The sequence below is a fragment of the Bradyrhizobium sp. Ken01 genome, assembly GCF_055807355.1.
The window spans coordinates 223,465-247,213 of record NZ_JBVVPC010000005.1 but is presented as its reverse complement, the minus strand read 5'-3'; the positions used below and the strand labels follow the sequence as shown (position 1 = coordinate 247,213).

Genomic DNA, 23,749 nt, shown 5'->3' with positions numbered 1-23,749 from the left:
GGGTTGATGTCAGTGGGCGCCGCCGGCCGAGGCGTGGCCGGCCTTCTTCAGGAAGAGGGTGGCGATCAGCGCGACGATCAGTGCCACGCCGAGCAGATAAAAGGTGTCGCTGAAGGCGAGGATATAGGCCTGCTTCTGCACGATATGGCCGATCGCAACATAGGCGCGATGCGATGCGTCCGCACGGTCGAGAATGCCGTGATTGACGAAGTATTGGGTGAGCTGTTCCAGCCGCGTCCGCGTCGCCTGCTCGAACAGCGAGACCGACTGCATCAGCACGTTGGAATGATACTGCTCGCGGTTGGTCAGCAGGGTCTGTAACAGCGCGATGCCGACGGCGCCGCCGAGATTGCGCATCATGTTGAACAGGCCGGAGGCCGAGCCCGCGTTTTCCGGTTCGATGCCTGAGGTCGCCACCGCAGACAGCGGCGCCATCACCAGCGCCTGGCCGATCGCACGAACCACATTGGGCCAGAGCAATTGATCGGCAGCATAGTTGCCCGTCATGTAGATGTTCATGAAGTTGGAGGCCGCGAACAGGACGAAGCCGACGCCGATGATGAGCCGCGCATCGAGCTTCTGCATCAGGCGCGGCACCAGCGGGATCAGCACGAGCTGCGGCAGGCCGGTCCATGCCAGCACCATGCCGATCTGCTCGGCATTGTAGCCCTGGATGCGGGCCAGATATTGCGGCAGGATGAACACCGAGCCGTAGAGCGCGATTCCCAGCAGGAAATTCGCGAGCATGCCGAAGCCGAAATTGCGGCGGACCAGCAGACGCAGGTTGAGGAGCGGCTTCTTCACCGTGAGCTCGATGATCAGGAAGGCGCTTAGCGCCACGGCCGCGATGACGGACAGCTTGACGATGAAGGGCGAGCCGAACCAGTCGTCCTTGTTGCCTTCCTCGAGCACGGTCTGCAGCGCCGACAGTCCGATCGCCATGGTGATGATGCCGGCCCAGTCGCCGTCGCGCAGCAACGACAGCTTCATGGGCTTTGCGTCCAGCGCGTACCAGAGCATGCCGACCATGATCGTGCCGGGGACGACGTTGACGTAGAAGATGTACTGCCAGCCAAAATTCTCGGTGAGATAGCCGCCGATGGTCGGGCCGATCGCGGGCGCGAACGTCGCCGACAGCGCGAACAGCGCAAGGCCGACCGGCTGCTTTCCGCGCGGCAGCAATGTGATGATGAGCGTGAACGCCATCGGAATCAGCACGCCGCCGCTAAAGCCTTGCACCGCCCGCAGCACGATCATCTGCGGCAGGTCCTGCGCCAGCGCACAGGCGGCCGACAGGACCAGGAACAGGACCGCGTTGGTGAGGAGATAGATGCGGATCGAGAACACCTGCGCCAGCCAGCCCGAGAGCGGGATCACCACGATCTCCGCGATCAGATAGGAGGTCGAGATCCAGCCGCCGTCATCGATGCCAGCGCCGATCGCGCCCTGAATATCGGCGAGCGACGCATTGACGATCTGGATGTTCAGCACCGCCATGAAGGCGCCGAGCGTCGCGCCGATCACGGCAATCCAGGTCTTGGTCGACACGGCAGGCGTTATGGTGGCCGCGACTGAAGCGGGGATATTGGCGGCGGAGGCGGCGTTGACGGTCGTTTGGAGCGTGCTCATGGAAGCCTCGTCTCGTTACGGAGACAGCATGGATCAGGCAGTTGGTTTCGATAATCGACGAAGTTTGGGAAGGATCATCCGGCAGGGCTTGATAGTCCTGCCGGACCTTTCCGGCTTCAACCGCCGTTCGGACGGGCCGCGTTGTCGGCGAGATGCTTTGCCGTCTCGCGCTCGGCCATGACGGCCTGTTTGGTGTCGACGGTCGGCACCGCGGACATGCCGGGGCGCAGCAGGCCGGTCAGGCTGTGGTCGTCGAGCACGATCTTCACCGGTACCCGTTGCACGATCTTGGTGAAATTGCCGGTGGCGTTGTCGGGCGGCAGCAGTGCGAATTCAAGGCCGCTCGCCGGCGACAGGCTGTCGACATGGCCGCGCAGGGTCTGGTTGCGGAAGCTGTCGACGTGCAGCTCGACCGGCTGGCCGGAGCGGACATGGGTGAGTTGCGTCTCCTTGAAATTTGCCACGACATAGACCGCATCGAGCGGCACCACGGCCATCAATTGCGTGCCGGCCTGCACGAACTGTCCCACGCGCAATGAGCGGGCGCCGACCGTGCCGTCGACCGGCGCGGTAATCTCGGTGTAGGAGAGATTCAGCGTCGCCTGCTCCGCGACCGCGCGCGCGTGTTCGAGTTGGGCCGTAGCCTGCGCGCGCTGGGTGGTGAGCACGTCGACCTTGCGTTGCGCGGCCACGAGGCCCGATCTGGCATGTTGCAGCTGTGCATTGCTGGCGCGCAACGCAGCGTCAGTCTGTTGTGCGCGCTGAATCGTGCCGGAGCCCGACTTCATCAAATCGTCGTAGCGGGCGCGCTCCTCCTGCGCAAATTTCAGATTCGCGTCGGCAGCAGCGACGTCGGCTGTGCTCTGCTCGATGATCGGCTGCTGGAGTTCGAGCTGGGCGTCGAGGTTGCGTACCGACGCTTCCGCCGCAGCGACATCCGCGCGGGCCTGGTCGAGCGCCGCCTTGAAGTCGCGGTCGTCGATCTTCGCCAGCACCTGGCCCGCTTTGACCTTTTCGTTGTCGCTGACCAGCACCTTGGCGATGTAGCCCGAGACTTTTGGCGCGATGATCGTGGAATCGGCCTTCACATAGGCGTCGTCGGTTGTCTCAAGATAGCGGCCGTTGACCCAGTAGACGTGTCCATAGTGGACAATCGCTACCGTGCCCGCGAGGAACGCCAGCGCCAACGCCGCCCGCCGGACCATATTCCGGGCCGGACCACGCACCGGCGCCGTGAGGGAAGCTTGAGTTATCTCAGTCGCTTGCTGGAAGTTTTCGGTGCGGGGCATCTCGGACATGGCAGTCTCCTATCGGCTGGCTGAGACTATCGGTCTTCTTCGCTCGATCGATAATCGGCGAAATGCCGGAAGGATTATCCGCTGAGAGTGGATAGTCCGGCCATCTCGCCTTCGCGTAAGGTCTACGGAGCCGGAGGTTCGACTGCCCCAGAGTGATTGCCGCTTCTGTTGAGGGATTGCGGCTAACGCGTCCGCTATGTCGCGCAGGAGATGGCCTGACGGATAATCGGACAGAATTCCTTGCGATTGTCGATCAAGAGCGGATAATCATCCAGCATGGACCGATTGACCAGTCTCGAAGTCTTCAGCCGGGTGGTCGAGACCGGCGGCTTCTCTGCAGCAGCCCGCAAGCTCAACATGTCGACCACCATGGTGAGTAATCACGTCCAGGCGCTGGAAGACCGGCTCGGGGTGAGGCTGCTTCAGCGCACCACGCGCAAGGTCAGCCTCACCGACATCGGCAAGGCCTATTACGACCGCTGCGTCCAGATACTTGCCGAGCTCAAACAGGCCGACGATATCGCGAGCGAATTGCAGTCGGTGCCGCGTGGCACGCTACGAATCCACGTCGCCACGCACATGGTGCCATTCGTCGCGCCGGTGGTGGCGAAACTTCTGTCGGCCTATCCGGAGCTCAAGATCGATCTGCGCATGGGCGAGGCCGACATTGACCTCATCGAAGAAGGCTATGACGTCGCTTTGCGCATGACCTCGCCACCGGATTCGAGCCTGATCGTCCGCAGCCTTGCCACCTGGCGTCACGTGCTGTGCTGCTCGCACGACTATCTCGACAAGCACGGTCGCGTGCAGAAGCTCGGTGAGCTCACCACGCACAATTGCGGGCGCCATTTGAATTATCCGTTCGGTGACGATTGGCGCTTCTTCGATCGCAAGGGCGCACCGGCATCGGTGCGCATCTCCGGTAGCTTCATCACCAACAGCGGTGAGGCCTTGCGAAAGGTGGCGCTGGAAGGCGCTGCCGTCTGCCTGATGGCCGGATTTCTGATCCGCAACGATCTCGAGGCTGGTCGGCTGGTGCGCCTCTTGCCCGAATATCGTCCAGTCGAGATGTCGATGAACGCCGTCTATCCACACCGCCATCATCTGTCGGCCAAGGTCAGGACCTTCATCGACATGCTGGTGGAGTACAGCGCCGAACAGCAGAAGCTGATCAATCCGTATTCATGACGGGCGCGGCGGCGGCAATCGCCCGAACACGGCGTCGAGCGCCAAGCCGATCGCAAGCAGCCGGCGATCGCTTCCGGCCGGGCCGTCCAGCTCGAGGCCGACAGGCAGTTTGCTGGTGGCGCCGAGCGTGATCGGAATCTGGATGCCGGGAATGCCGGCATTGCTGCCGGGATCGGTGTTCTGGATGAACAGGCCGAAATTCTCCAGGCTGCTGGAATCGGGATTGGAGGCAATCGCGACGCGCGGCGTGGTCGGGAAGGCGATGGCATCGAGCCGGTTGTCGGCGAAAGTCCTGCTGTAGAGCGCCTGCAGGGCCGGACGCGCGGACCTGATGGCAGCGTCATAGATCGGCTCGGCATCGACCAGCGTATTGTCTGGACCAGGCAGCTTGCGCGGGATCACGAGGCCGTCATAGGTGCCCTTGACGTCGGGGCTAGCGATCTCCCGCGCCAGTGCGTCGATGGTGATGCCGGTGCCGGTGTGAGCGAGATAGGCCACCATGTCGTCATAGGCCTCGTACAGCGCGACGGGAAAGCCGACCTGGCCGTTGAGTTCGGCCAATTGCGGCATTTCGATCTCGACCTCCGTGACGCCCTGCGCCTTCAGTTTCGCGACCGCCGCCTGGAAGGCGGTCTCGGTGTCGGTATCGAGATTGATCAGCATCGACCGCACGATGCCAATCCGCATGTGCTTCAGATCGGCTGCCTGAACGGCTTCGGCACCCGCAATGACGCGGTCGAGCAGCTCGACATCCGCCATGGTCGCTGCCATGGGCCCCGCGGTGTCGCGGGTGTGCGAGATCGGCGCGATGCCGGCTTGCGGATAGCGTCCGGCCGTCGGGCGCAGCGACGCGCATCCGTTCAGTGCGGCGGGGACCCTGACCGATCCGCCAGTGTCGGTGCCGAGCCCGCCCGCGACGATCCGCGCGCCAATCGCCGCGCCCGTTCCGGAGGAGGAGCCGCCCGCGATCAAGGCGCGGTCATAGGCGTTGCGCACGCCGAATTCCGCGCCGGTCTTGAACGCGGTGTTGTAGCCGGAGATGCCGAAGGCGAGCTCGTGCATGCTGGTCTTGCCGATGATGACCGCGCCCGCCGCGCGCAGCTTTGCGACCACCGGCGCGTCCGCCTTCGGAACGTAATGCTGCAGCGCTGGCGTTCCTGCGCTGCAGGGGAGCCCCGCGACCTCAATATTGTCCTTGATCACGATAGGAACGCCGCCGAGCAGCTTGTCCTTGTTGTCGGCCGCGTCGAATGCGGCCGCAGCCTTCAGGGCACCGGCCTCGTCCAGGGCGATGAAGGCATTCAGATCGGCATTGGCCTCGGCGCGAGCGAGAGCTTCCGTCGTGAGCGCGGTGCTCGTGATTTTTCCGGCGCGGAGGTCGGCCACAGCCTGGGTCAGGGTCAACTGGTCGAAATCCATGAGGCGTCACCCGGTTGCAGGAGCGCCATCAGGGCGCGCCTCGGCTCCAGAGGCTGAGGCCTCGTCGGCGCCCCGTCAACCGTAGGCGCGCATCTTTGCAGTTGATGGCGCATCGAGCTCGGCGAACAGCCGTTCGACCTCCGCCTTCACCTTCCCGATCGCGGCGTCCTTGACCGGCCCGTAGCCCCGGATATCCATCGGCGCTTTTGCAATGGCGACCAGACTTGGCAGATGCGCCGCGTCGAGCCTCCGGAGCAGCCGCTCGACGAGGCCATCATACCAGGTGATCAGTTCCCGCTCGGCGCGCCGTTCCGCCGTGTAGCCGAACGGATCGAACGGCGTCCCGCGCAATCCCTTCAATCGCGCCAGCAGCGCAAGCGGCATCTGGATCCATTGCCCGAAGCTGCGTTTGCGCGGACGGCCGCGGGCGTCGCGCTTCGACGGCAGGAACGGAGGGGCAAGGTGATATTGGATGCTGAAGTCGCCTTCGAATTCGTCTTTCAACTCGTCGAGGAACCCACCCTGCATGTGCAGCCGCGCCACCTCGTACTCGTCCTTGTAAGCCATCAGCTTGAACAGCGCGCGCGCGACCGCCTCGGTCAACGCCTCGCTATTCAGTTTGGCTTCGGCATTGCGAACATTTGCAACGAGCGCTCGATAGCGCGCTGCATAGGCATCGTTCTGATAGGCCGTGAGGAAGTCGGCGCGGCGGTCGATCAGCTGGTCGAGGGTCTCGGCCTTCGGCGCTCCGTCCACCTTCGGCAAGAAGTCGGGATCGGCGGCCGCAATCCGGCCCCAGGCAAAAGCCTGCTTGTTGCTGCCAACCGCGACACCGTTGAGCTCGATCGCGCGCAACAGCGCCGACAGCGAGACCGGCAGCAGCCCGTGCTGCCAGGCAAAGCCCAGCATGACGATGTTGGCATAGACGGCATCGCCGAGCAGGCGCTCGGCCAGCGCATTGGCGTTGATGGTGTCGAGATTGCCGTCGCCGATCACCTGGCCGATCGCGCGCAGGCGGGCGGGTGAGGCGAGATCGGCGTCACGGAAGCGGACGACGTCGCCGGTCGGCATCTCTGCGGTGTTGACCGCGGCGCGCGTGCCTTTCCGATAGGTGCCGGACGCCTTCGGCGAGGAGCTGACGACGAGGTCGCAGCCGATCAGCGCATCGGCCGCGCCCTGGTCGACCCGGACCTGATGCAATGCGTCGGGGGATGGCGCCAACCGGATGTAGCTCAGCACCGGCCCGAATTTCTGCGCAAAGCCGGTAAAATCCAGCACCGAGACACCGTTTCGTTCGAGATGCGCCGCCATGCCGATCAGCGCGCCGACCGTGATCACGCCGGTGCCGCCGACGCCCGTGACGAGCAGATCATAGGGACGGTCGAGCGTTGCGAGAGTGGGCAGGGGAAGTGTGGCCGCGTGGCCGACCGCGTCGGTCCGGCTTGCGCCCTTCTTCCGGCGCGTCGCGTCCTCAACGGTGACGAAGCTCGGGCAAAACCCGTTGAGGCAGGAAAAGTCCTTGTTGCAGGACGAGAGATTGATCCGCCGCTTCCGGCCGAAGGGTGTTTCCTTGGGCTCGACGCTGAGGCAGTTGGATTCGACCGAGCAGTCGCCGCAGCCTTCGCAGACGAGATCGTTGATATAGGCGAAGCGTTTGGGGTCGGCCATCTGTCCACGCTTGCGGCGACGCCGTTTCTCTGTCGCGCAGGTTTGTTGATAGATCAGCACCGATACGCCCGAGATTTCGCGCAGCTCGCGCTGCACGCTGTCCATCTCCTCGCGCGGATGGATGGACACGCCGACCGGAAGATCGCCTGGCGAAAATTGCGCTGGATCGTCCGACACCAACGCGATGCGCGCAACGCCCTCGGCGCGGACGCTGTGCGCGATAGCGTGGACGCTAATCGGGCCGTCGACGGGTTGGCCGCCGGTCATGGCCACGGCATCGTTGAACAGGATCTTGTACGTGATGTTGGCTTTGGCCGCGATCGCCTGCCGGATCGCCATCGAGCCCGAATGATAATAGGTGCCTTCGCCGAGATTCTGGAAGACGTGCTTGTTGCCGGTGAAGCGTGACGAGGCGGCCCAGTTCACGCCTTCGCCGCCCATCTGAATCAGCGATGAGGTCTCGCGGTCCATCCAGCTCGCCATAAAATGGCAGCCGATTCCGGCCAGCGCCTTCGACCCCTCCGGCACTTTTGTCGATGTGTTGTGCGGGCATCCGGAGCAGAAATACGGCGTGCGCGTCGCACCGCTGACGTTGATCGCGCGCGCGGCCTCAGGCATCAAGCCGGCTGCGCGCGCGGCGAGATTAAGGCTTGGGAACATCGGATCGAGACGGCGTGCGAGCACCCCAGCGAGCGCGCGCGGCGACAATTCGCCGATCCAGGAGATCAGCCGCGCGCCGGTTTCGTCGTGCTTGCCGACCATGCGCTCGGGCTTTTCGCCCGGATAATCGTAAAAATATTCCTTGAACTGGCTCTCGATGATGCCGCGCTTCTCCTCGACCACGAGGATCTCGCGCTTGCCCTTCACGAATGCCATCGCATCATGCAGTGCCAGCGGCCAGACCATGCCAACCTTGTAGATGTCGATGCCGATGCTGCGGCAGGCCGCTTCGTCGAGACCCATCAACCGCAGCGCTTCCATCAGATCGAGATGCGCCTTGCCTGTGGTGACGATGCCGTAGGTGGCGCCCGGAATGTCGTAGATGTGACGGTCGATCGGATTGGCTTTCGCGAAGGCGTAGACCGCGTGCTTCTTCGCCTCCAGCCGCTCCTCGATCTGCGGGCCGGGCAGATCGGGCCAGCGATAGTGCAGGCCGCCGGGTGGCGGCGTGAAGTCGGGCGTCTGGAAGACGCGCGGCGGGCGAAGCGCGACGGAGGCGCCGGATTCCACGATCTCCGAGATCGCCTTGAAGCCGACCCACATGCCGGTGAAGCGGCTCAGCGCGTAGCCATATTCTCCGAACTCGAGATATTCGCTGACGCTTGCGGGGTGGAGCGTCGGCATGAACCAGCTCATGAAAGCGACGTCGGACTGGTGCGGCATCGAGGACGAGACGCAGCCATGGTCGTCGCCAGCGACCACCAAAACGCCGCCATGCGGCGAGGAGCCGTAGGCGTTGCCGTGTTTCAGCGCATCGCCGGAGCGATCGACGCCGGGGCCCTTGCCGTACCAGAGACCGAACACGCCATCGACCTCGCGGTCGGCTTGCGTCTCGACCTGTTGTGAGCCGAGCACCGCAGTCGCGGCAAGATCTTCGTTCACTGCGGGGAGGAATTCGATGCGGTCCCGCTTCAGTCGCTCCTGGATGCGCCACAGTTCGAGGTCGATGCCGCCGAGCGGCGAGCCGCGATAGCCCGAGATGAAGCCCGCCGTGTTCAGCCCCGCGGCACGGTCGCGCCGCACCTGGTCGAGCGCGATGCGGACGATGGCCTGCGTGCCGGTGAGGAAGACGCGGCCTTCTTCGCGATCGTAGCGGTCGGAAAGCTCGTAAGGTTCGAGAGACGGAATGGCGTCCATGCGGACCTCCCCACGGCATCCTTGCCGGATGGGAGAAGGGTAAGCCTGGGCAATTGGTAGGTCTTACCTATTTTTCCGAATGACACGCTTTTTATGGTAGAATTATCCGATCTAGTCTAAACGGAGGTGGAATAATCCATTTTAGTGGCTACCATGATCGAAGACCAGGACGCGCGGATTCTCGCCTACCTTCAAAAGGATGGCCGCGCCACTAACCAACAGCTCGCCGACGCGGTCGGCATGTCAACGTCGGCGTGCTGGCGCCGGGTGCGCGCGCTGGAGGAGAGCGGTGCCATCCAGGGCTACGCGGCCCTGGTCGCGCGCGAGCAGGTCGGCTTTGCGATGTCCGCGATCCTCCACGTCTCGCTGGAACGGCACGACGCAAAATTCGTCGACGAATTCGTCGCGCGGGTAACCACGCGCCGTGAGGTGCTGGAGTGCTTTGCGACCACGGGCGATGCCGATTACCATTTGCGCGTCGTCGTGCAGGACATGGCGGCCTACAACAGATTCCTCGAGGATTTCATGTTCCGCATTCCCGGCATTCGCTATGTGAGAAGCAATGTGGTGCTGAAGGAGATCAAGACCAGCGTGGCGCTGCCGTTTTGAGCTTGCGGCATATGCAATCTGTCTCCTCACCCTGAGCCTCGAAGGGCGAGGCCACAACCGGGCCTCCATCCTTCGAGACGCTTGCTTCGCAAGCTCCTCAGGATGAGGATCACCGCTCCTCCCGCACGAACCTGTTCCGCAGCGTGCCGATGCCGGTGATGTCGATCTCCACGACATCGCCGTGCTTGATGTCAGGCGAGGCACCATCCGTTCCCATCCAGATCACGTCGCCGGGCCATAACGTAAAGTATTTGGACAGCTCGACCAGGAACGGCATCACGCCGAAGATCATGTCGTTGGTGCGGAATCGGTTGGTTTCCTTGCCGTTGACCTGGACGATCGTTTCCATCCTGTCGAGGTCGGCTTCGGTCTCGATCCACGGGCCCATCGGCTTGAACGTGTCGGCGTTCTTCGAGCGCCACAGGCTGCGGTCGGCCTTCTGCCAGCTGCGCTCGCTGACGTCGTTGCCGATGGTGTAGCCGAACACGCAATCCATCGCATTCTGTTTGGTCAGGTGCCTGACCTTCTTGCCGATGACGACGACGAGCTCGCCTTCGTAGTGGATCTTGTCCGTCGCGAAGGACGGGATCATGACCTCCTCGTCATGTGCGATCAGCGCATTCTGGGCGCGATAGCCGATCTCTGGTCTGTCCGGCACTGCCGGCACTTCGCCGCGTTTGTCGGCGGCCTCCTTCAGGTGCTTGAGATAGTTCAGGCCGACGCAGTAGAAGGTGCGCGGAATCAGCGGAAGCTCGATTCTAACCTGCGACAGCGGATGCGTGCGCGAGGTCCGCTGCCATTCGCCGAAGGGATCGCCGTCGACCGCAATCACCCGGTCACCCTCGACGATTCCCCAGGACGTCTTGTCCGCGGCGGTGAATTTCAGCCAGCGCATGCCGTGTCTCCGTTGTTATTCTGCGGCATCGCGCGGCTGCACTTTCCAGTCGCCGGCAGCCGGCCGCTTCAGCCCGAGATTTTCCCGCAGCGTCTTGCCGCGATACTCCTTCTGGAACAGTCCGCGCCGCTGCAATTCCGGCACGACATGCTGCACGAAATCAGCATAGGAGCCGGGCACATAGGTCGCGGCGATGACGAACCCGTCGCAGCCGCGCTCGACGAACATTTCTTCGAGCTTGTCCGCGATCTCCTTGGGGCCGCCGACCATGGCATCCTGGACCTGACCGCGGCCGGAGAAGGTGACGAAGTCGCGCGCGCTCGGATTGCTCTTGCCGGAGTTCTTGAGCACGCCGTCGCGGATGCCCAAAATGCCCTGCATGCTCTTTAGCTCTTCAGTCGTCAGCGGCTCGTCGAGATCCTTGGAGGCGAAGTCGTAGTTGAGCGCTTCGGCCAGCAGCGACAGCGCGTCGATCTGCAGCGGGAGCTTGTTGATCAGCGCCATCTTGTCTTCGGCCTCGGCTTGGGTCGCGGCGCAGACTGGTGTCGTCAGGTTGCACAGGAACATCGCCTCCGGATCGCGGCCGGCTTTCGCGGCCTCGTTACGCACGGACGCATAGCCGTCCTTGGCGGCGGCGAGGTTGCGGGCAGCGGTGAAGATCACCTCACCCCATCGTCCTGCAAAGCGCTGGCCGCGGCCGGACGCGCCGGCCTGGATGATCACGGGGTGACCCTGGTCGGAGCGCGGCACCGTGAAGGGACCGCGCGACTTGTAGAACGGGCCCTTGTGATCGAGCCGCTTCACCTTGGCTGGATCGGCGAAGCGGCCGCTCTTTTTGTCCATGATGAGCGCGCCGTCTTCCCAGGTATCCCAGTGGCCGAGCACGATCTCCATGAATTCGTCGGCGCGGTCGTAGCGGGAATCATGTTCGGGATGAGAGTCCCGCCCCATGTTGTGTGCCTCGCCGTCATTGAGCGAGGTGACGACGTTCCAGCCGGCACGACCGCCCGACATCAGGTCGAGCGTTGCGAAGCGGCGGGCGATGTCGAAGGGTTCGAAATAAGTCGTCGAGCCGGTCGCCCCCAACCCGAGCTTCTCCGTCACCATGCCCATCGTCGTCAGCACGATCAGCGGGTCCATCTTCACGCAACGGATGCCGTATTCGACCGTGTGGGCGTGATCGTTGCCGTAGCGGTCCGGCATCGCCAGCCGGTCGTCGAAGAAGGCCATGTGGAACTTGCCGGCTTCGAGGATTTTTGCGATCTCCTGATAATAGTCTGCCGACATCGAATCGTCGCGCGAGTCCGGATGTCGCCACGAGATCGGTAAATTCGTGCAGTTCTGGGCCTGAAGGAAGCCGACCAGTATCATCTGCCGCGTCATGCTGCTGTTCTCCGAATTGCGTCAGGCCGAAATCCGTCAGGCCAGGTCGAGGACCGTATCGAGCCTGTACTCGCGCGCCAGCGCGCGCAGCTTTTCCCAGGTCGCATCCTCGATCTCGATGCCCTCGCGCAGGCGCTGCTGCTCGCGCACGCCCTCGATCTCACCGGGATAGAACACGCCCTTGCTGCCTTCGGAGGGCGGGGTCGATTTGAGATAGCGTGCGAACTCGGCGACCTCGCGCTTGAACTCCTGCAGCGGGCGAAACGCGGCGACGTTGAACACGGCCATAAAGCAGCCGTCATTATGCCGGCCCGTGGGCTCGACGCCGAAACCGAGACCGGTGAGCAGGCCGCACAGGACCTCGACCATGGCGGCGAGGCCGCTGCCCTTGTAGCCCTCGGTTCCGCCGAGCGGCAGCAGCGCGCCGCCCTTGCGGTATTGGGTCGGATCGGTGGTATGTCGTCCTTCGGCATCAATGATCCATCCCCTTGGAATCTCCTCGCCCCGGGCGACAGCGAGCTGGATCTTGCCGGCCGCGACCGCCGAGGTCGCCATGTCCAGATAGAACGGCGCATCGAGGTCGGATGGCACCGCGATCGAGATCGGATTGGTGCCGAGCCGTGCCTCCTTGCCGCCGAACGGCGCCACGTGCTTCGGCGAGCGGCCGGAATCCGCCGTCGCGATCCCGATCATGCCTTCGCGCATTGCCATCAGCGGATAGGCGGCGAGGCGGCCGACATGGCTCTGCCGGAACACGGTGCAGGCCGCGACATTCGCCGTCTTCGCTTTCTCGATCGTCAACGCCATCGCCTTGGCGTTGACGTGGAAGCCGAAACCCCACCGGCCGTCGATCACGGTCGTCGTCGGTGATTCCCGGACGATGCTCCATTTGGCGCCGGGCACGATGTGGCCGGCCTTGATCCTGTCGATATAGGTGGGAACGGCGATGACGCCGTGGGAATCGTGGCCGGCGAGATTGGCGTTGACGCAGCCGTGTGCGACCGCGTCGGCCTCTTCCTCGGAAGCCCCGGCAGCCCGAAGCAGCGCGGCGCTGATGCGCGTGAGGCGGTCGGCCTGGACGATCGGCATGGCGTTTCCTCAGGTCTCGCCCTTGGCGGGCTGTGCTTGTTGGAAGCCATCGTCTCAAAGCACAGTTGCGATATCAATCTCCGGTAAACCAATACAGGGCTGCAAATTCGTAAAGGGAGCGCGTCTTTGGCCGAACCGGCATCCGGTACAGCGGCTTTTGACAGTTTCGCGACAGCTGTTTGCGGCTCGTTCACTTTGATCGACGGTTTGCGGGAACCAATAACCACCATTTAGGCCGTCGCCTTCATAAAGCTACCCGGGAGAAAATGGCAGAAATGCCGGGGAGTTGAGATCGTGCAGACGACCCTCGCGCGCACATTGGCAGCGTTGAGCGACATCAACGAAGCCATCCTTTACGCGAAGTCGCCGGACGAGCTGTACCAGAAGGTCTGCGACGCCGGGTTTTCGAGTGGGGACTTCATGGCCGTCGCCGTGTTCCTGGCGGAGCCGGATGGCCGGCGGCTGCGGTTTGCTGCCGGCTGCGGCGACGACGTTGCGCGGCTGCGTGCGATCAAGATCACCACGGAGGCCGGCACGCCGGAGGGATCGGGTGTCGGCGGCGAGGCCTTTCGCAGCCAGGGGATCTGCATCAGCAACGATTACCTGAACGATCCTCGCTCGCTCGCGTGGCGCGAGGGCGCCGCCGGGGCGGGTGTCGGCGCAGCGGCGGCGCTTCCCCTGATCTGTGGCGGTCGCAGTATCGGCGTGTTGTATGTGACGCGCTCGGGGGCAGGCACGCTCGACGAGGCGATGGTCTCGCTGTTCGAGCGGATGTCGAGCAATATCTCACATGCGCTGGAGAATTTGGCGCGCGAGACGGCGCGCCTGGATGGCGAGCGGGCAGTGCGGCGGCTCAATCGCATGTTCGGCGCCCTCACTGCGACGAATGAAGCAATCCTGCACGCCAGCACTGAGCAGGACCTATACCAGCGAGTCTGCGACGCCGCTGTGTATAGCGGCAAATCATTTGCGACTTTCGTTCTGCTGCGCGAGCCGGATTCCGAATGGCTGACGCCGGTGGCCGCGACCGGACAAAATCTGGATCTGATCAGACAGTCGCGTTACTCGGTTGATCCGGAGAGCCCCTACGGCAAGGGCATCTCCGGTGAGGTGTTCCGGAGCCAGAAAGCGATTGTCGAGGACGACCTCCTCAATCGTACCAAGGGGACGACCTGGGAGCAGACCAACGTCAATGCCGGCGCCGTCGCCTGCGTGGCTGCTCCCCTCATCAAGCGTGGCACCAGCATCGGCGTGCTGTTTTTCTTCGTGAGCAAAGCCTGGGCGAAAGATGAAGGCATCGTCGCACTATTGCTGCGCATGACCGAAACCGTATGCTTTACGCTCGAGAACTTTGACCGCGATAAGGAAAAGGCCCAGATCGCGCTGGAGGAGGAACGGCTGGCACGCATGTACGCGGCGCTAAGCGCGACCAACGAAGCCATTCTGCGGGCGCGGTCCCGCAGCGAACTGTTTGATCTGGTTTGCGAAGCCACGGTGCAGGGCGCGAAGTTCGCCTCGACCTCGATCGCGTTGCTCGACCGCGACGCGGGACTGCTTCGCATTGTCGCATCCTTTGGACCGAACGCCGCTGAGGTGCGAACCTTCAGATTGCCGGTCAGCGACAAGGTGCCGGAGGGACGTGGGCTGACCGGCACTGCATTCCGGACGCGGCAGCCTTGTATCAGCAACGACATCCTGGCGGACGCACGCCTCGAGCCCTGGCACGCCAGCGCGCGTCGCAACGGCATCGCGTCGTCAACCGCGCTGCCGCTGTTCAATGGTGACAGAGTCGAGGGCGTATTCCTGTTCAACTCGCGCGAGCGCGGCACTTTCACGGACGAGTTTGTCGAGCTCCTGCGCAAGCTCCAGGCCAACGTCGCCTTCGCGCTGGAGAATTTCGATCGGGCCGACGAAAAAGCGCGGGCCGACAAGCAGCGTGATCGCCTGAGTGGCATGTTCGAGGCGCTGAGCGCCACCAATGAAGCTATCATGCGCGCCAAGACGCGCGAGGAGCTGTTCGAAGTCGCGTGCCAGGCCGCCGTGCTCGGCGGGGTGTTCGCCTCCGCGACAATCGCCACTTTGGACGACACACGTGAACTTGTCCGGGTGGTCGCCGTGAAGGGACGCCTGCAGGAACGAATGGTGGGACGCACCTGCCTTGTTTCCGCCGGCCATCCTGAAGGCCAGGGAATCATAGGGATGTCGCTGCGGACCCGCCGGGCCAGTGTCATCAACGATTATCTGAACGATCCGCGATCGGTGTACTGGCATTCCAAGGCGATCGAGGATGGAACCCGGGCTGCTGCCAGCTTCCCGCTGCTGCGGGGCGGCCAGGAGCCGATTGGCATCCTGCTCTTCCTCGCACCGGAAGAGAATACGTTCACACCCGATTTGGTCGAACTGCTCGGACGTCTGGCTGAAAACGTCTCTTTCGCCCTCGACAATTTCGATCGTGCCGAGGAGAAGGCCCGCACCGAGGCGCAGAAGGAACGCCTGACGCGGATGTTTGCGTCGCTGAGCGCCACCAACGAGGCGATCATGCGGGCGAAGTCGCGCGCCGAACTGTTCGACCTCGTCTGCCTTGCCGCTTCGAATGGCGCAAAATTCACCTCGACCACAATCGCGCTCGCGAGCGCCGATAGCGGCCAGCTGGAAATCGTCGCCAGCGCCGGACCCGCGGCCGGCACCACGCGCACCGTCCGCCTCTCCATCGACCCCGATTGCCCGGAAGGTCGCGGGATGAGCGGCACGGCGTTCCGCACGCGCCAGCCTTGCATCAGCAACGATTATCTCAATGACGATCGCGTCCGCGCCTTCCATGCCATCGTCCGCGGCGACGGCGCGCGCTCGGGCGCGGCATTCCCGCTGGTCGCCCACGACCAGGCAGTTGGCGTCATGATCTACTTGTCGGCGGAACCTGCCGCCTTCACCGACGAGTTCGTCGAACTGCTGCGGCGTCTCGCCGAAAACGTTTCCTTCGCGATGGAGAATTTCGATCGCGCCGACGCGAAGAACAAGGCTGACGAACGGATCGAGTATCTCGCCTCCTATGACAGCCTGACCAACCTGCCCAACCGCGAGACCTTCAATGCCGTGTTGCGCGCGGCAATCGATGCAGCGGAGCGCCATGACCATCGTTTCGCGGTGCTGTTCATCGATCTCGACCGGTTCAAGGTCATCAACGATTCGCTCGGCCACGAGGCGGGCGATTTGCTCCTGCTCGAAGTCGCCGATCGATTGCGCAGCGCTCTGCGGGCGAGCGACGTGGTGGCGCGCCTCGGAGGCGACGAGTTCGTGGTGATCCTCGACCAGTGCGGCGAGATCGACGACGTCCAGCGCATCGCAACGGAACTGCTCAGCGTGCTCGCGAAGCCGATGGAGCTGGCCGGCCACGAGTGCCACACCACCGCCTCCATCGGCATCGCGATGTATCCGGCCAATGGTGCCGACGCGCTGACGCTGACCAAGAACGCCGACATGGCGATGTATCTCGCCAAGGAGGACGGCAAGAACGGCTATCGCTTCTTCTCCAAGGAAGTGAACACGCAGTCGATCGAGCGGCTGTCGCTGGAGAGCGCGCTGCGCCGGGCGCTGGAGCGGGATCAGTTTACTTTGAACTACCAGCCCAAGGTGGACATGGTGACTGGCCAGATCACCGGCGTGGAAGCGCTATTGCGCTGGGCGCATCCCGATCTCGGCAATATCTCGCCGGCACAGTTTATCCCGCTCGCGGAGGAAACCGGACTGATCGTGCCGATCGGCCGCTGGGTGATGAAGGAGGCCTGCGCGCAAGCCATGGCCTGGCAGCGACGCGGCCTCTTGCCGGTATCCATGGCGGTGAACCTGTCGCCGCGCCAGTTCGTCGACGAGCATCTCTTGCAGGACGTCGACGAAGCGCTCGCCGCAAGCGGCATGTCGCCGGTGCTGCTCCAGCTCGAAGTCACCGAGAGCATGATGATGCGCAATGTCGGACGTGCGATCAAGGTGCTCGACGCCATCCAGAGCCGCGGCATTCGCTTGGCGATCGACGATTTCGGCACCGGCTATTCGTCGATGTCGCTGATGAAGCATTTCCCGATCGACACCATCAAGATCGACCGCTCCTTCGTGCGCGATTTGCCGCAGGACGCGGAGGATCAGGCGATCGCGCAGGCGATCATCAGCATGGGCAAGGCGCTCGGCATGACCGTGGTGGCGGAAGGCGTCGAGAACGCCGAACAGGAGGCATTCCTGCGCACCCATGGCTGCGACGAGATGCAGGGCTTCCTGATCTCCAAGCCGGTGCCGGCGCGGCAGATGGCCGAGCTGCTGCGGCCGATGGAGCTGCCCGTTGCGCCGCCGCTCCAGCCGGAGCCGGACCATGCCGCGACCGAGGCCGCGGCGCTACGGTTGAAAAGCGCTGTCGTCTGATGGCTGCGGGTGGAGCTCGCGGACGTCCTCGTCCCTGATCTCCGCCTTGCGTGGAAAATTATCCGGCCACGGAAGTGAGGTTTGTTCGGCGAAGAGCGCAATAAGGACATGCGCTCCTTCGGCAAAGCTCGAGCCGTCGTCAACGCCGAGCTCACGACACCAGGCCTGTCGCATCGGCTCGTGCGTGTCGAATACCGCCATCGCCGGACCCCACCACCAGGCCGGCGCCGGCGATCGTTCGTCCTCCGGCACGGCATGCCAGAGGATGAGCTCGTTCATCATGCGCTCGAATTGCAGGTTTGCGGCCTGATGCATTCGTTCCGTGCTCCCTTGGGTCGCGCCTGAAAGCAGGCCGATGCGCGGACTCGATTGTGGCCTTCGCTGTGAAAAGCTGGCTCGCGCTATTGGCTGAGCCGATTGTGCCGCTTGTGTCGGCGGCCATACAAAAACATACGGCGGCCGGGAAAGTTGCCGACGCGCGACTGTGACAGTCTCTTTAGCCGCTTATGAGCCCGACCCGCAAGGCGCAATACCGGCGCCGCTGGCGTTGAAATAGCGCAGGCGAGGCTGATGACCGGCGGCGGTCATGTCTTTGTCTAATCAGCGATTGAAGGGCCGGTTGCGGCTGAACAGCAGATAGATCGCGCGGGGGTTGGTGGTCAAATAGCGCCAGAACAGGCGGCGGGGCTCGAGCAAGGTGCGCCAGGCCCATTCCAGCCCGATCTTCTGCATCCATCGCGGCGCGCGGGTGCGGCTGCCCGACAAGAAGTTGAAGAGGCCCCCGGATGTCTTGATGACGCCGACATTGGTGAGATGCGGGGTGAATTCCTCGACGAACGCCTGCTCGTTTGGCACGCCCAGCGCAACCCAGAGATAGTCCGGCGCTAGCGCGTTGATCTCGTCGACCTTCGCGCGCAGCGCCTCGCCACGGAGATAACCGTGGCTGTGGCCGACGATCTTGAGGTTTGGATACATCTTTCGGACGTTCTCGACCGCAGCGGCGTTCTCGTCCTCGCTGGCGCCGAACATGTAAAAGGTGCGGCCGACCGCTTCAGCCTTGCGCGCGACGACGTGAAACAGGTCCGTCGTGGCGACGCGCTCGGGCAGCGGAAACCAGGATTGCAGCCTGGACGCCGCCACCAGCGGCTGGCCATCGGCGTTGATGAGGTCGGCGCCGCGGAACAGGCGCTCGGTTTCCGGTTCGGTCGAGCACCGCGCCAGCACCTCGCCATTGGCCGAGGTCAGGTGCAGCGGACGGCCGATGCGATGGCGCGGATCGGTCGCCTCGATCATGAAGTCTGCGGTCGCTTCCAGGTCGAGCGCGGCCATGCGAAGGCCGCCGATGGTGATCCGCGGCACGTCGGCGGTTGCGGCCCGGCCATCGAGATTGATGCGGCGCTCAAGCATATTGTCTGCCCCGTTGGCGAGCTTGGGCCATAGGAGTGAGTTCGTCGAGCACGACGCCGACGAGCTTGCGCTCCGCGCGGCCGAGCGTGCTCAATATCTCTTCCAGGCCGTCGTTGATGTCGAGGCTGGTCGGCAGCACCGCCACCAGCGCGTCGGCATCATCGAGCAGCTTGCGACTGCCGGCCGTGAGTGGCGCCGCGGGACCGTCGAGGATCACGAGGTCATAGCCGCCGGCGGAGCGCGCCTGCTCGATGGCCTTGCGGATGGCGTCAGCGCCCTTGCCTGCGTCGCGTTCGGTGGCCGGCAATACCGAGATGCCGTTGAGTGTCTTGATCTCGCGCGCGGCCTTGCTGCCGATCGAAAGCCAACCAACCTTGCTCGGCTCGCTCTTGCCGGGACGGTTGACCTTGTTCGAGAGCGAGTGCGCTTGATGGTCGGCATCGATCATCAGTACGCGAGCGCCGTCGCGCGCGGCCGCGAGCGCGAAATTCAGCGCGGTCACGCTGCGCCCGGTGGTCTCACCGGCACCGACGAGCGCGATGACAGGCATTGTTTTTCCGCCGGCGCGCCGGGCCGCCGTAGCGCGCATGTCGCGCCAGGCGTTGAGCAGCGTCGTCAGTGGAAAGCCGGGGCGCAGCGTCGGCCAGCCCAGCCGGGTCAGGTCGATGCCGCCGCCGGTGGCGAGAATGGCACCGAGCGTGTGGATGACGTCGGCCTCCTGGAGCCGCGCGATCAGCGGCTTTTCGATCAGGGGCTTCTCGACCATCGAAGGTTGCAGCGGCGGGGCGGCGAGTTCCGGCAGTGCTTCCGCGACTTCCGGGGCTCGCGAGACCGGCTGGGGCCGGGCGGTCTCCGCCGTTCGCGAAGGCTCTGGAGCTCGCGGAGCTTGCGGCAACGGAGTGCGATTGGGACGGGCCGGCGCCGGCGCCGGCGCGACCGCGCCCGCGAGCAGCAGTTCGGCCGCGACGAACCAGCCCGATGCAGCGATTGCGCCGAAGACGAAACCGATCATGGCGAACAGGCTCATCGCCGGCGGGAACGAGCGCCGTTGCGGCACCGTCGCTTCGCCGATGATTCGGGCCGCCGAGGTGTTCAGCGTCTCCTGCTCCTCGGTCTCGCGGGAACGCTTGAGGAAGGATTGATAGACGTCGCGGCTGGCATCGGCTTCGCGCTCGAGCTCGCGCAAGCGCACGGCGGCCTGGCTGAGCTGGACGCTCTGCCGCTTCTGTGCCTCCAGCGCCCGGCTGAGCGAGGCTTCAAAGTCGCGGGCGCGCGTCAAATCGTTCTTGGCGGACTGGGCGAAGCGGTCGATCTCTTCGTTGATGGTGCGCTTGAGATCCTCGACCTGCTTCTCGGTCTGGCGCAGCGCCGGATGACGCGGGCCGAGTTCGCCGGCCTGCTCCGCATATTTCTTGCGCGCGTCGGCATATTGCGCGCGCAGGTTGGCGACGGTCGGCGATTGCAGCGCCTCCGAGTTCGCGCCTGCATCTGCCGTGGTGCGTCGGCTCGCCTCGATCTGGTCGAGGCGCGCCTGCGCATCCATCGTCGCGGCGCGCGCGGCGGAAAGCCGCTGGTTGCTGGCGGAAAGCTGCTGGTCGCTGATCAGCGCATCCTGCGTGCCGACGAAATTGTTCTGGGCCTTGTAGGTCGCGAGCACGGTCTCGGCGTTGCGCAGCCGTTCGCGCAGCTCCTTCAGGCGGCCGGAGAGATCGTTCGTGGCGCGCCGCGCGGCGGAAGCCTGCGAGTTGCGGGATTCCGCGAGGTAGGCGCTGGTCAGCGTGTTGGCGAGCATCGCCGCTTTCGCCGGATCGGTCGACCAGACCTCGATGTCGACGATGAAGCTCTTCTCGGTCTTGCGGATCGTGATGTGCCGGTTCAGCGCCTCGAGGGCAGCGAGCTGCACTTCCTTCTTTTCCGTGGCGGAGGGCGAGTGGGGCTGAAGGCCGATCAGGCCGAGCAGCGACGCCATCACACCTTTGCCGTCGGCGCCGCCGCCGAATTCGGGATCCTTGTCCAGGTCGGCCTGCTGGATCACCTGGAGCAGCACGCTGTTGGAGGTGATCAGGCGCGCCTGGCTCTCGACCACCATCGACATGCCGGACACGTCCTGCGCGCGGGGCGTCAGCTCGCGATCGACGAGCTGAAGCTCGCGGGGGTCGACATAGAGCTGTGCGGTGGCGGTGTAGCGGGGCGTCAGGCTTTTGCCCACGGTGACGGCGACCGTTGCACCGAGCAGCGCGGCGACGGCAATCGCGATCTTCCGCCGCCAGAGCAGATTGACGAGCTCCAGCACGTTGAAACCGGCCAGAGGCCGCTGCTGCGAGGCCTCCGGTCTGGCCCGGTCTATCGGCTGGTTATAGTCAAGCATGATCCCCAGCTTTCATTCCAAGTGCCGCGTGCTGAGGGGGTACTCTTCGCTCTACGCCACGCACCTCGGATATAGGTGCCCACTCAACGCAACAGGGAAAATTAACCATACTCATTGAGGGACTATTCACCGAAATGGCAAACAAAGCGTTTAAGCACATGCCACTCTTCGACGCGTCGTCGTGACGCGTGCGATGGCGGGGTCCTTCAGAGATTAACGGTTCGTTACCGCGTGCGTCGTGGCCGCGAGGGTTCGCTGGTCTTGCGATCGGCCGCGCGCGCACCATGGCCGTCAGCTTTTCCGCAGGATGACGTGATAATCGCCGCGGCGGACGTCGGTCCCGCGCGGGAGCACGGCGTTCAGCACGGCGGCGCCGGCGTCGACCATGGCTGCGAACAGCGGCTTGCGCCGGCGCATCTCGGGATAGCGCGGGCTCTCGACCTCACGGCGGTAGATCATCTCGAGGCCATTGGCGGCGGCGAACACTTCGAGCCTCGGCAGCGACACCAGGGGATGGAAGAAGGTCGGGAACGGCGGCTCGCCCGGCAAGCCGGCGTCCTTGATGCCTCGGATGTGCCGGTAGAACCAGACGTGGAACCAGTGCGGCGAGTATTTGGTGACGACCCCGGACAACGAGCGCGGATTGGGCGCGCCGATCAGGATCATCCCGCCGCGCTTGAGCGCATCGCGGAAATTCAGGAGTGCGGCGTCGACGTTGGGAAGATGTTCGATCACGTTGTAGCAGATCACCAGATCGAAGGTCTCGCGCCCGAAGCGGTAGGTCTGGACGTCGCCGAGGATCGCTTCGTCCGCGTAGCTGTTGTTGCGAACCTGGTCCTCGTCGATGTCGACGACGGTGACCTTGCTTCGACTCAGCAATTCCGGCGGCAGGACGCTGCACGAGCCGCCTCCGGCTTCATAGGTGGCGAGCTGGCCCTGCGGCAGTTCGCGGCGCAGTACGTCGTGGACGGCGAGCAGACTGTCGCGGGCTTCACCGGGGACGAGATCGTGTAGCGCCTGAGTGTGGGCGATGGCCGCGGGAATCTGGACCGCCGTGGCTGTCGCGAAATCGATCGTGGCTGGCTTGTTCATATTTTTTTTCTGACCGCGCTTGTTCGACTTAAATTTACAGGAAAAATCTCGTGTAGCCGTAGAGCAAATCCGATGCCGCGACGCTTCACCCGTCACGGTGCTTACGATCGGGTTAATGGGCATGTGCGTTAACTACGGCATCGTCCGCGCCAGCCGCCATCGGCGCGGTGGACCGCGAATTGCAGTGTCACGCGCGCAAGGTTTCGCAGCAGAAGCACCGCGAAAGCGGTTGAACATATGGATGGCCGAACATCGGCGGCGTGGCGCCGTCGCGAGGCTCAAACCGGTCGTTCATTTTGGGACGGATTCGTCCCGCGGCGATGTGCCGTCGCGGGACGGCGCTGATCCCCGGGATCGAAGCAGGGCTTTTTCAATCTATCTCGGACATCTAGAACGTCATGACATTGATTCCGACAGACCTGTCCGCCACGCGTATTTCGGATGCCGTGCGCGATCCCAACCGGGAGATCGCGGCCAGCTCGCGGATTATCGACCTGTCGGTTGGTATCGTCGTCTGCATCCCCTGCTTCCGCCGCCCGCAGCATCTGCGGTTGACGCTGGACTCGCTCGCCAGCCAACGCACCCCGCGCTCGTTCGCCGTCGTCATGGTCGAGAACGATGCGGTCCGGCGCGAAAGCGCGCCGGTGGCCGCGGAATATCTCGCCGACGGCAGGCTTCAGGGTGTCTGCCTGGTCGAGAAACGGCAAGGCAACGTTCAGGCGATCAACGCTGCCTTCGAGACGGCGCTGGCGCTGTTTCCCGCCGCGACCCGGTTCCTGATGATCGACGACGACGAGATCGCTTCGCCCGATTGGCTCGAGCTGATGGTCCGCACCGCGGAGGCGACCGGCGCCGCTCTGGTCGGCGGGCCGGTGCTGCCGGTCTTCGAGGACCGCAGCATGCCCTGGCTTTCGCGCCACCCCGTTTTCTGTCCCGCCTATGATTACAGCGGCGCTGTGCCCCTGATCTACGGCTGCGGCAATTGCCTGATCACGCGTGCGGCGTTCGAGAGGTTCGCCCGTCCCGCCTTCGACCCGCGCTTCAACTTCCTCGGGGGCGGCGACTGCGATTTCTTCGTGCGCTGCCGCAATGCCGGCATGACGTTCCACTGGACGGCGGAGGCTGTCATCACCGAGACGGTGCCGCAAAGCCGCACTCGTTTCGGCTGGATCGCGAAGCGAGGCCTGCGCATCGGTGCCATCAACTATCGTGTGCAGTCCAAGTCCGCGCACGGCGCAGCGGCGCGAGTGTGGGTGTTTGCGCAGATGCTCGGGAGGTTGCCGTTAGCGCTAGTGCGCGCGGCCGCTCTGCTGAAATCGTCGAAAGCCGTCGTCGCGATGCATCCCGTGATGGTCGCGCTCGGCTCGGCGCTCGCCGCGTTCGGTATCGAGCCGAAGCCCTATAAGGCCTCGAAGATCGTGTCCTGACGCCGAGGCG

General features: G+C 64.2%; 15 protein-coding genes. 4 read left to right on the top strand and 11 right to left on the bottom strand.

The window, feature by feature from the left end; translation table 11 throughout:
* Positions 1–9 precede the first annotated feature (9 nt).
* Together AC0L3S_RS08225 and AC0L3S_RS08220 are read right to left on the bottom strand one after the other, a co-directional pair.
* A complete protein-coding gene (locus AC0L3S_RS08225; protein WP_473278681.1) occupies positions 10–1,629 on the bottom strand; it encodes an MDR family MFS transporter in 1,620 nt (539 codons plus the stop codon).
* 116 nt (positions 1,630–1,745) lie between these two features.
* Entirely contained in the window at positions 1,746–2,927 is a 1,182-nt protein-coding gene (locus AC0L3S_RS08220) for an HlyD family secretion protein (protein WP_473278680.1), read from the bottom strand.
* Between the two features lie 276 nt (positions 2,928–3,203).
* On the opposite strand from AC0L3S_RS08220, the gene AC0L3S_RS08215 reads away from it, so the two are divergent.
* Entirely contained in the window at positions 3,204–4,115 is a 912-nt protein-coding gene (locus tag AC0L3S_RS08215) for a LysR family transcriptional regulator (RefSeq protein ID WP_007615059.1), read from the top strand.
* Here the strand turns inward: AC0L3S_RS08215 and iaaH are convergent.
* Positions 4,110–5,534 (bottom strand): indoleacetamide hydrolase, encoded by a 1,425-nt coding sequence (iaaH, locus tag AC0L3S_RS08210; protein ID WP_473278679.1) that lies wholly within the window; start codon positions 5,532–5,534, stop codon positions 4,110–4,112. The genes AC0L3S_RS08215 and iaaH overlap by 6 nt on opposite strands.
* Positions 5,535–5,609: 75 nt before the next feature.
* Complete coding sequence (locus tag AC0L3S_RS08205; RefSeq protein WP_473278678.1) at positions 5,610–9,059, bottom strand: indolepyruvate ferredoxin oxidoreductase family protein; 3,450 nt, start codon at positions 9,057–9,059, stop codon at positions 5,610–5,612.
* Positions 9,060–9,212: 153 nt separating this feature from the next.
* On the opposite strand from AC0L3S_RS08205, the gene AC0L3S_RS08200 reads away from it, so the two are divergent.
* Positions 9,213–9,668, top strand: coding sequence for an Lrp/AsnC family transcriptional regulator (locus AC0L3S_RS08200; protein WP_473278677.1), 456 nt, complete (start codon positions 9,213–9,215; stop codon positions 9,666–9,668).
* A gap of 109 nt (positions 9,669–9,777) precedes the next feature.
* Here the strand turns inward: AC0L3S_RS08200 and AC0L3S_RS08195 are convergent, their stop codons facing one another.
* From AC0L3S_RS08195 to AC0L3S_RS08185, 3 genes are read right to left on the bottom strand one after another with little or no spacing between them, the layout of a single operon-like run.
* Positions 9,778–10,563: a fumarylacetoacetate hydrolase family protein gene (locus AC0L3S_RS08195; RefSeq protein WP_473265712.1), complete on the bottom strand. Its 786-nt coding sequence runs from the start codon at positions 10,561–10,563 to the stop codon at positions 9,778–9,780.
* Positions 10,564–10,578: 15 nt separating this feature from the next.
* A complete protein-coding gene (locus AC0L3S_RS08190) occupies positions 10,579–11,946 on the bottom strand; it encodes an LLM class flavin-dependent oxidoreductase (RefSeq protein WP_473278675.1) in 1,368 nt (455 codons plus the stop codon).
* Between the two features lie 36 nt (positions 11,947–11,982).
* Positions 11,983–13,035 (bottom strand): Ldh family oxidoreductase, encoded by a 1,053-nt coding sequence (locus AC0L3S_RS08185; protein ID WP_473278673.1) that lies wholly within the window; start codon positions 13,033–13,035, stop codon positions 11,983–11,985.
* 294 nt (positions 13,036–13,329) lie between these two features.
* On the opposite strand from AC0L3S_RS08185, the gene AC0L3S_RS08180 reads away from it, so the two are divergent.
* A complete protein-coding gene (locus AC0L3S_RS08180; RefSeq protein WP_473278671.1) occupies positions 13,330–17,445 on the top strand; it encodes a GAF domain-containing protein in 4,116 nt (1,371 codons plus the stop codon).
* Here AC0L3S_RS08180 and AC0L3S_RS08175 read toward each other — a convergent pair.
* From AC0L3S_RS08175 to AC0L3S_RS08160, 4 genes are all read right to left on the bottom strand, one after another.
* Positions 17,419–17,760, bottom strand: a complete 342-nt coding sequence (locus tag AC0L3S_RS08175) for a hypothetical protein (RefSeq protein WP_473278670.1) — start codon at positions 17,758–17,760, stop codon at positions 17,419–17,421. The two genes, AC0L3S_RS08180 and AC0L3S_RS08175, sit on opposite strands and share 27 nt — an antisense overlap.
* A gap of 285 nt (positions 17,761–18,045) precedes the next feature.
* Positions 18,046–18,852 carry a WecB/TagA/CpsF family glycosyltransferase gene (locus AC0L3S_RS08170; protein WP_473265717.1) on the bottom strand — a complete coding sequence of 269 codons (807 nt, stop codon included), beginning with the start codon at positions 18,850–18,852 and terminating at the stop codon, positions 18,046–18,048.
* Entirely contained in the window at positions 18,845–21,220 is a 2,376-nt protein-coding gene (locus tag AC0L3S_RS08165; protein ID WP_473278669.1) for an exopolysaccharide transport family protein, read from the bottom strand. The genes AC0L3S_RS08170 and AC0L3S_RS08165 overlap by 8 nt, the downstream gene beginning before the upstream one ends.
* A 291-nt stretch (positions 21,221–21,511) precedes the next feature.
* The gene (locus AC0L3S_RS08160) at positions 21,512–22,312 is read right to left on the bottom strand and encodes a class I SAM-dependent methyltransferase (protein WP_473278668.1); all 801 of its coding nucleotides are present in this window, start codon (positions 22,310–22,312) and stop codon (positions 21,512–21,514) included.
* A 398-nt stretch (positions 22,313–22,710) separates the two neighbouring features.
* Here AC0L3S_RS08160 and AC0L3S_RS08155 point away from each other — a divergent pair, with 398 nt between their 5' ends.
* A complete protein-coding gene (locus AC0L3S_RS08155) occupies positions 22,711–23,739 on the top strand; it encodes a glycosyltransferase family 2 protein (RefSeq protein WP_473265720.1) in 1,029 nt (342 codons plus the stop codon).
* The last annotated feature ends 10 nt before the right edge of the window (positions 23,740–23,749 follow it).

Coding starts and splice junctions, on each gene's coding strand:
- AC0L3S_RS08225 (WP_473278681.1), bottom strand. CDS start 1,629: ATGAGCACGCTCCAAACGACCGTCAACGCCGCCTCCGCCGCCAATATC.
- AC0L3S_RS08220 (WP_473278680.1), bottom strand. CDS start 2,927: ATGTCCGAGATGCCCCGCACCGAAAACTTCCAGCAAGCGACTGAGATA.
- AC0L3S_RS08215 (WP_007615059.1), top strand. CDS start 3,204: ATGGACCGATTGACCAGTCTCGAAGTCTTCAGCCGGGTGGTCGAGACC.
- iaaH (WP_473278679.1), bottom strand. CDS start 5,534: ATGGATTTCGACCAGTTGACCCTGACCCAGGCTGTGGCCGACCTCCGC.
- AC0L3S_RS08205 (WP_473278678.1), bottom strand. CDS start 9,059: ATGGACGCCATTCCGTCTCTCGAACCTTACGAGCTTTCCGACCGCTAC.
- AC0L3S_RS08200 (WP_473278677.1), top strand. CDS start 9,213: ATGATCGAAGACCAGGACGCGCGGATTCTCGCCTACCTTCAAAAGGAT.
- AC0L3S_RS08195 (WP_473265712.1), bottom strand. CDS start 10,563: ATGCGCTGGCTGAAATTCACCGCCGCGGACAAGACGTCCTGGGGAATC.
- AC0L3S_RS08190 (WP_473278675.1), bottom strand. CDS start 11,946: ATGACGCGGCAGATGATACTGGTCGGCTTCCTTCAGGCCCAGAACTGC.
- AC0L3S_RS08185 (WP_473278673.1), bottom strand. CDS start 13,035: ATGCCGATCGTCCAGGCCGACCGCCTCACGCGCATCAGCGCCGCGCTG.
- AC0L3S_RS08175 (WP_473278670.1), bottom strand. CDS start 17,760: ATGCATCAGGCCGCAAACCTGCAATTCGAGCGCATGATGAACGAGCTC.
- AC0L3S_RS08170 (WP_473265717.1), bottom strand. CDS start 18,852: ATGCTTGAGCGCCGCATCAATCTCGATGGCCGGGCCGCAACCGCCGAC.
- AC0L3S_RS08165 (WP_473278669.1), bottom strand. CDS start 21,220: ATGCTTGACTATAACCAGCCGATAGACCGGGCCAGACCGGAGGCCTCG.
- AC0L3S_RS08160 (WP_473278668.1), bottom strand. CDS start 22,312: ATGAACAAGCCAGCCACGATCGATTTCGCGACAGCCACGGCGGTCCAG.
- AC0L3S_RS08155 (WP_473265720.1), top strand. CDS start 22,711: ATGACATTGATTCCGACAGACCTGTCCGCCACGCGTATTTCGGATGCC.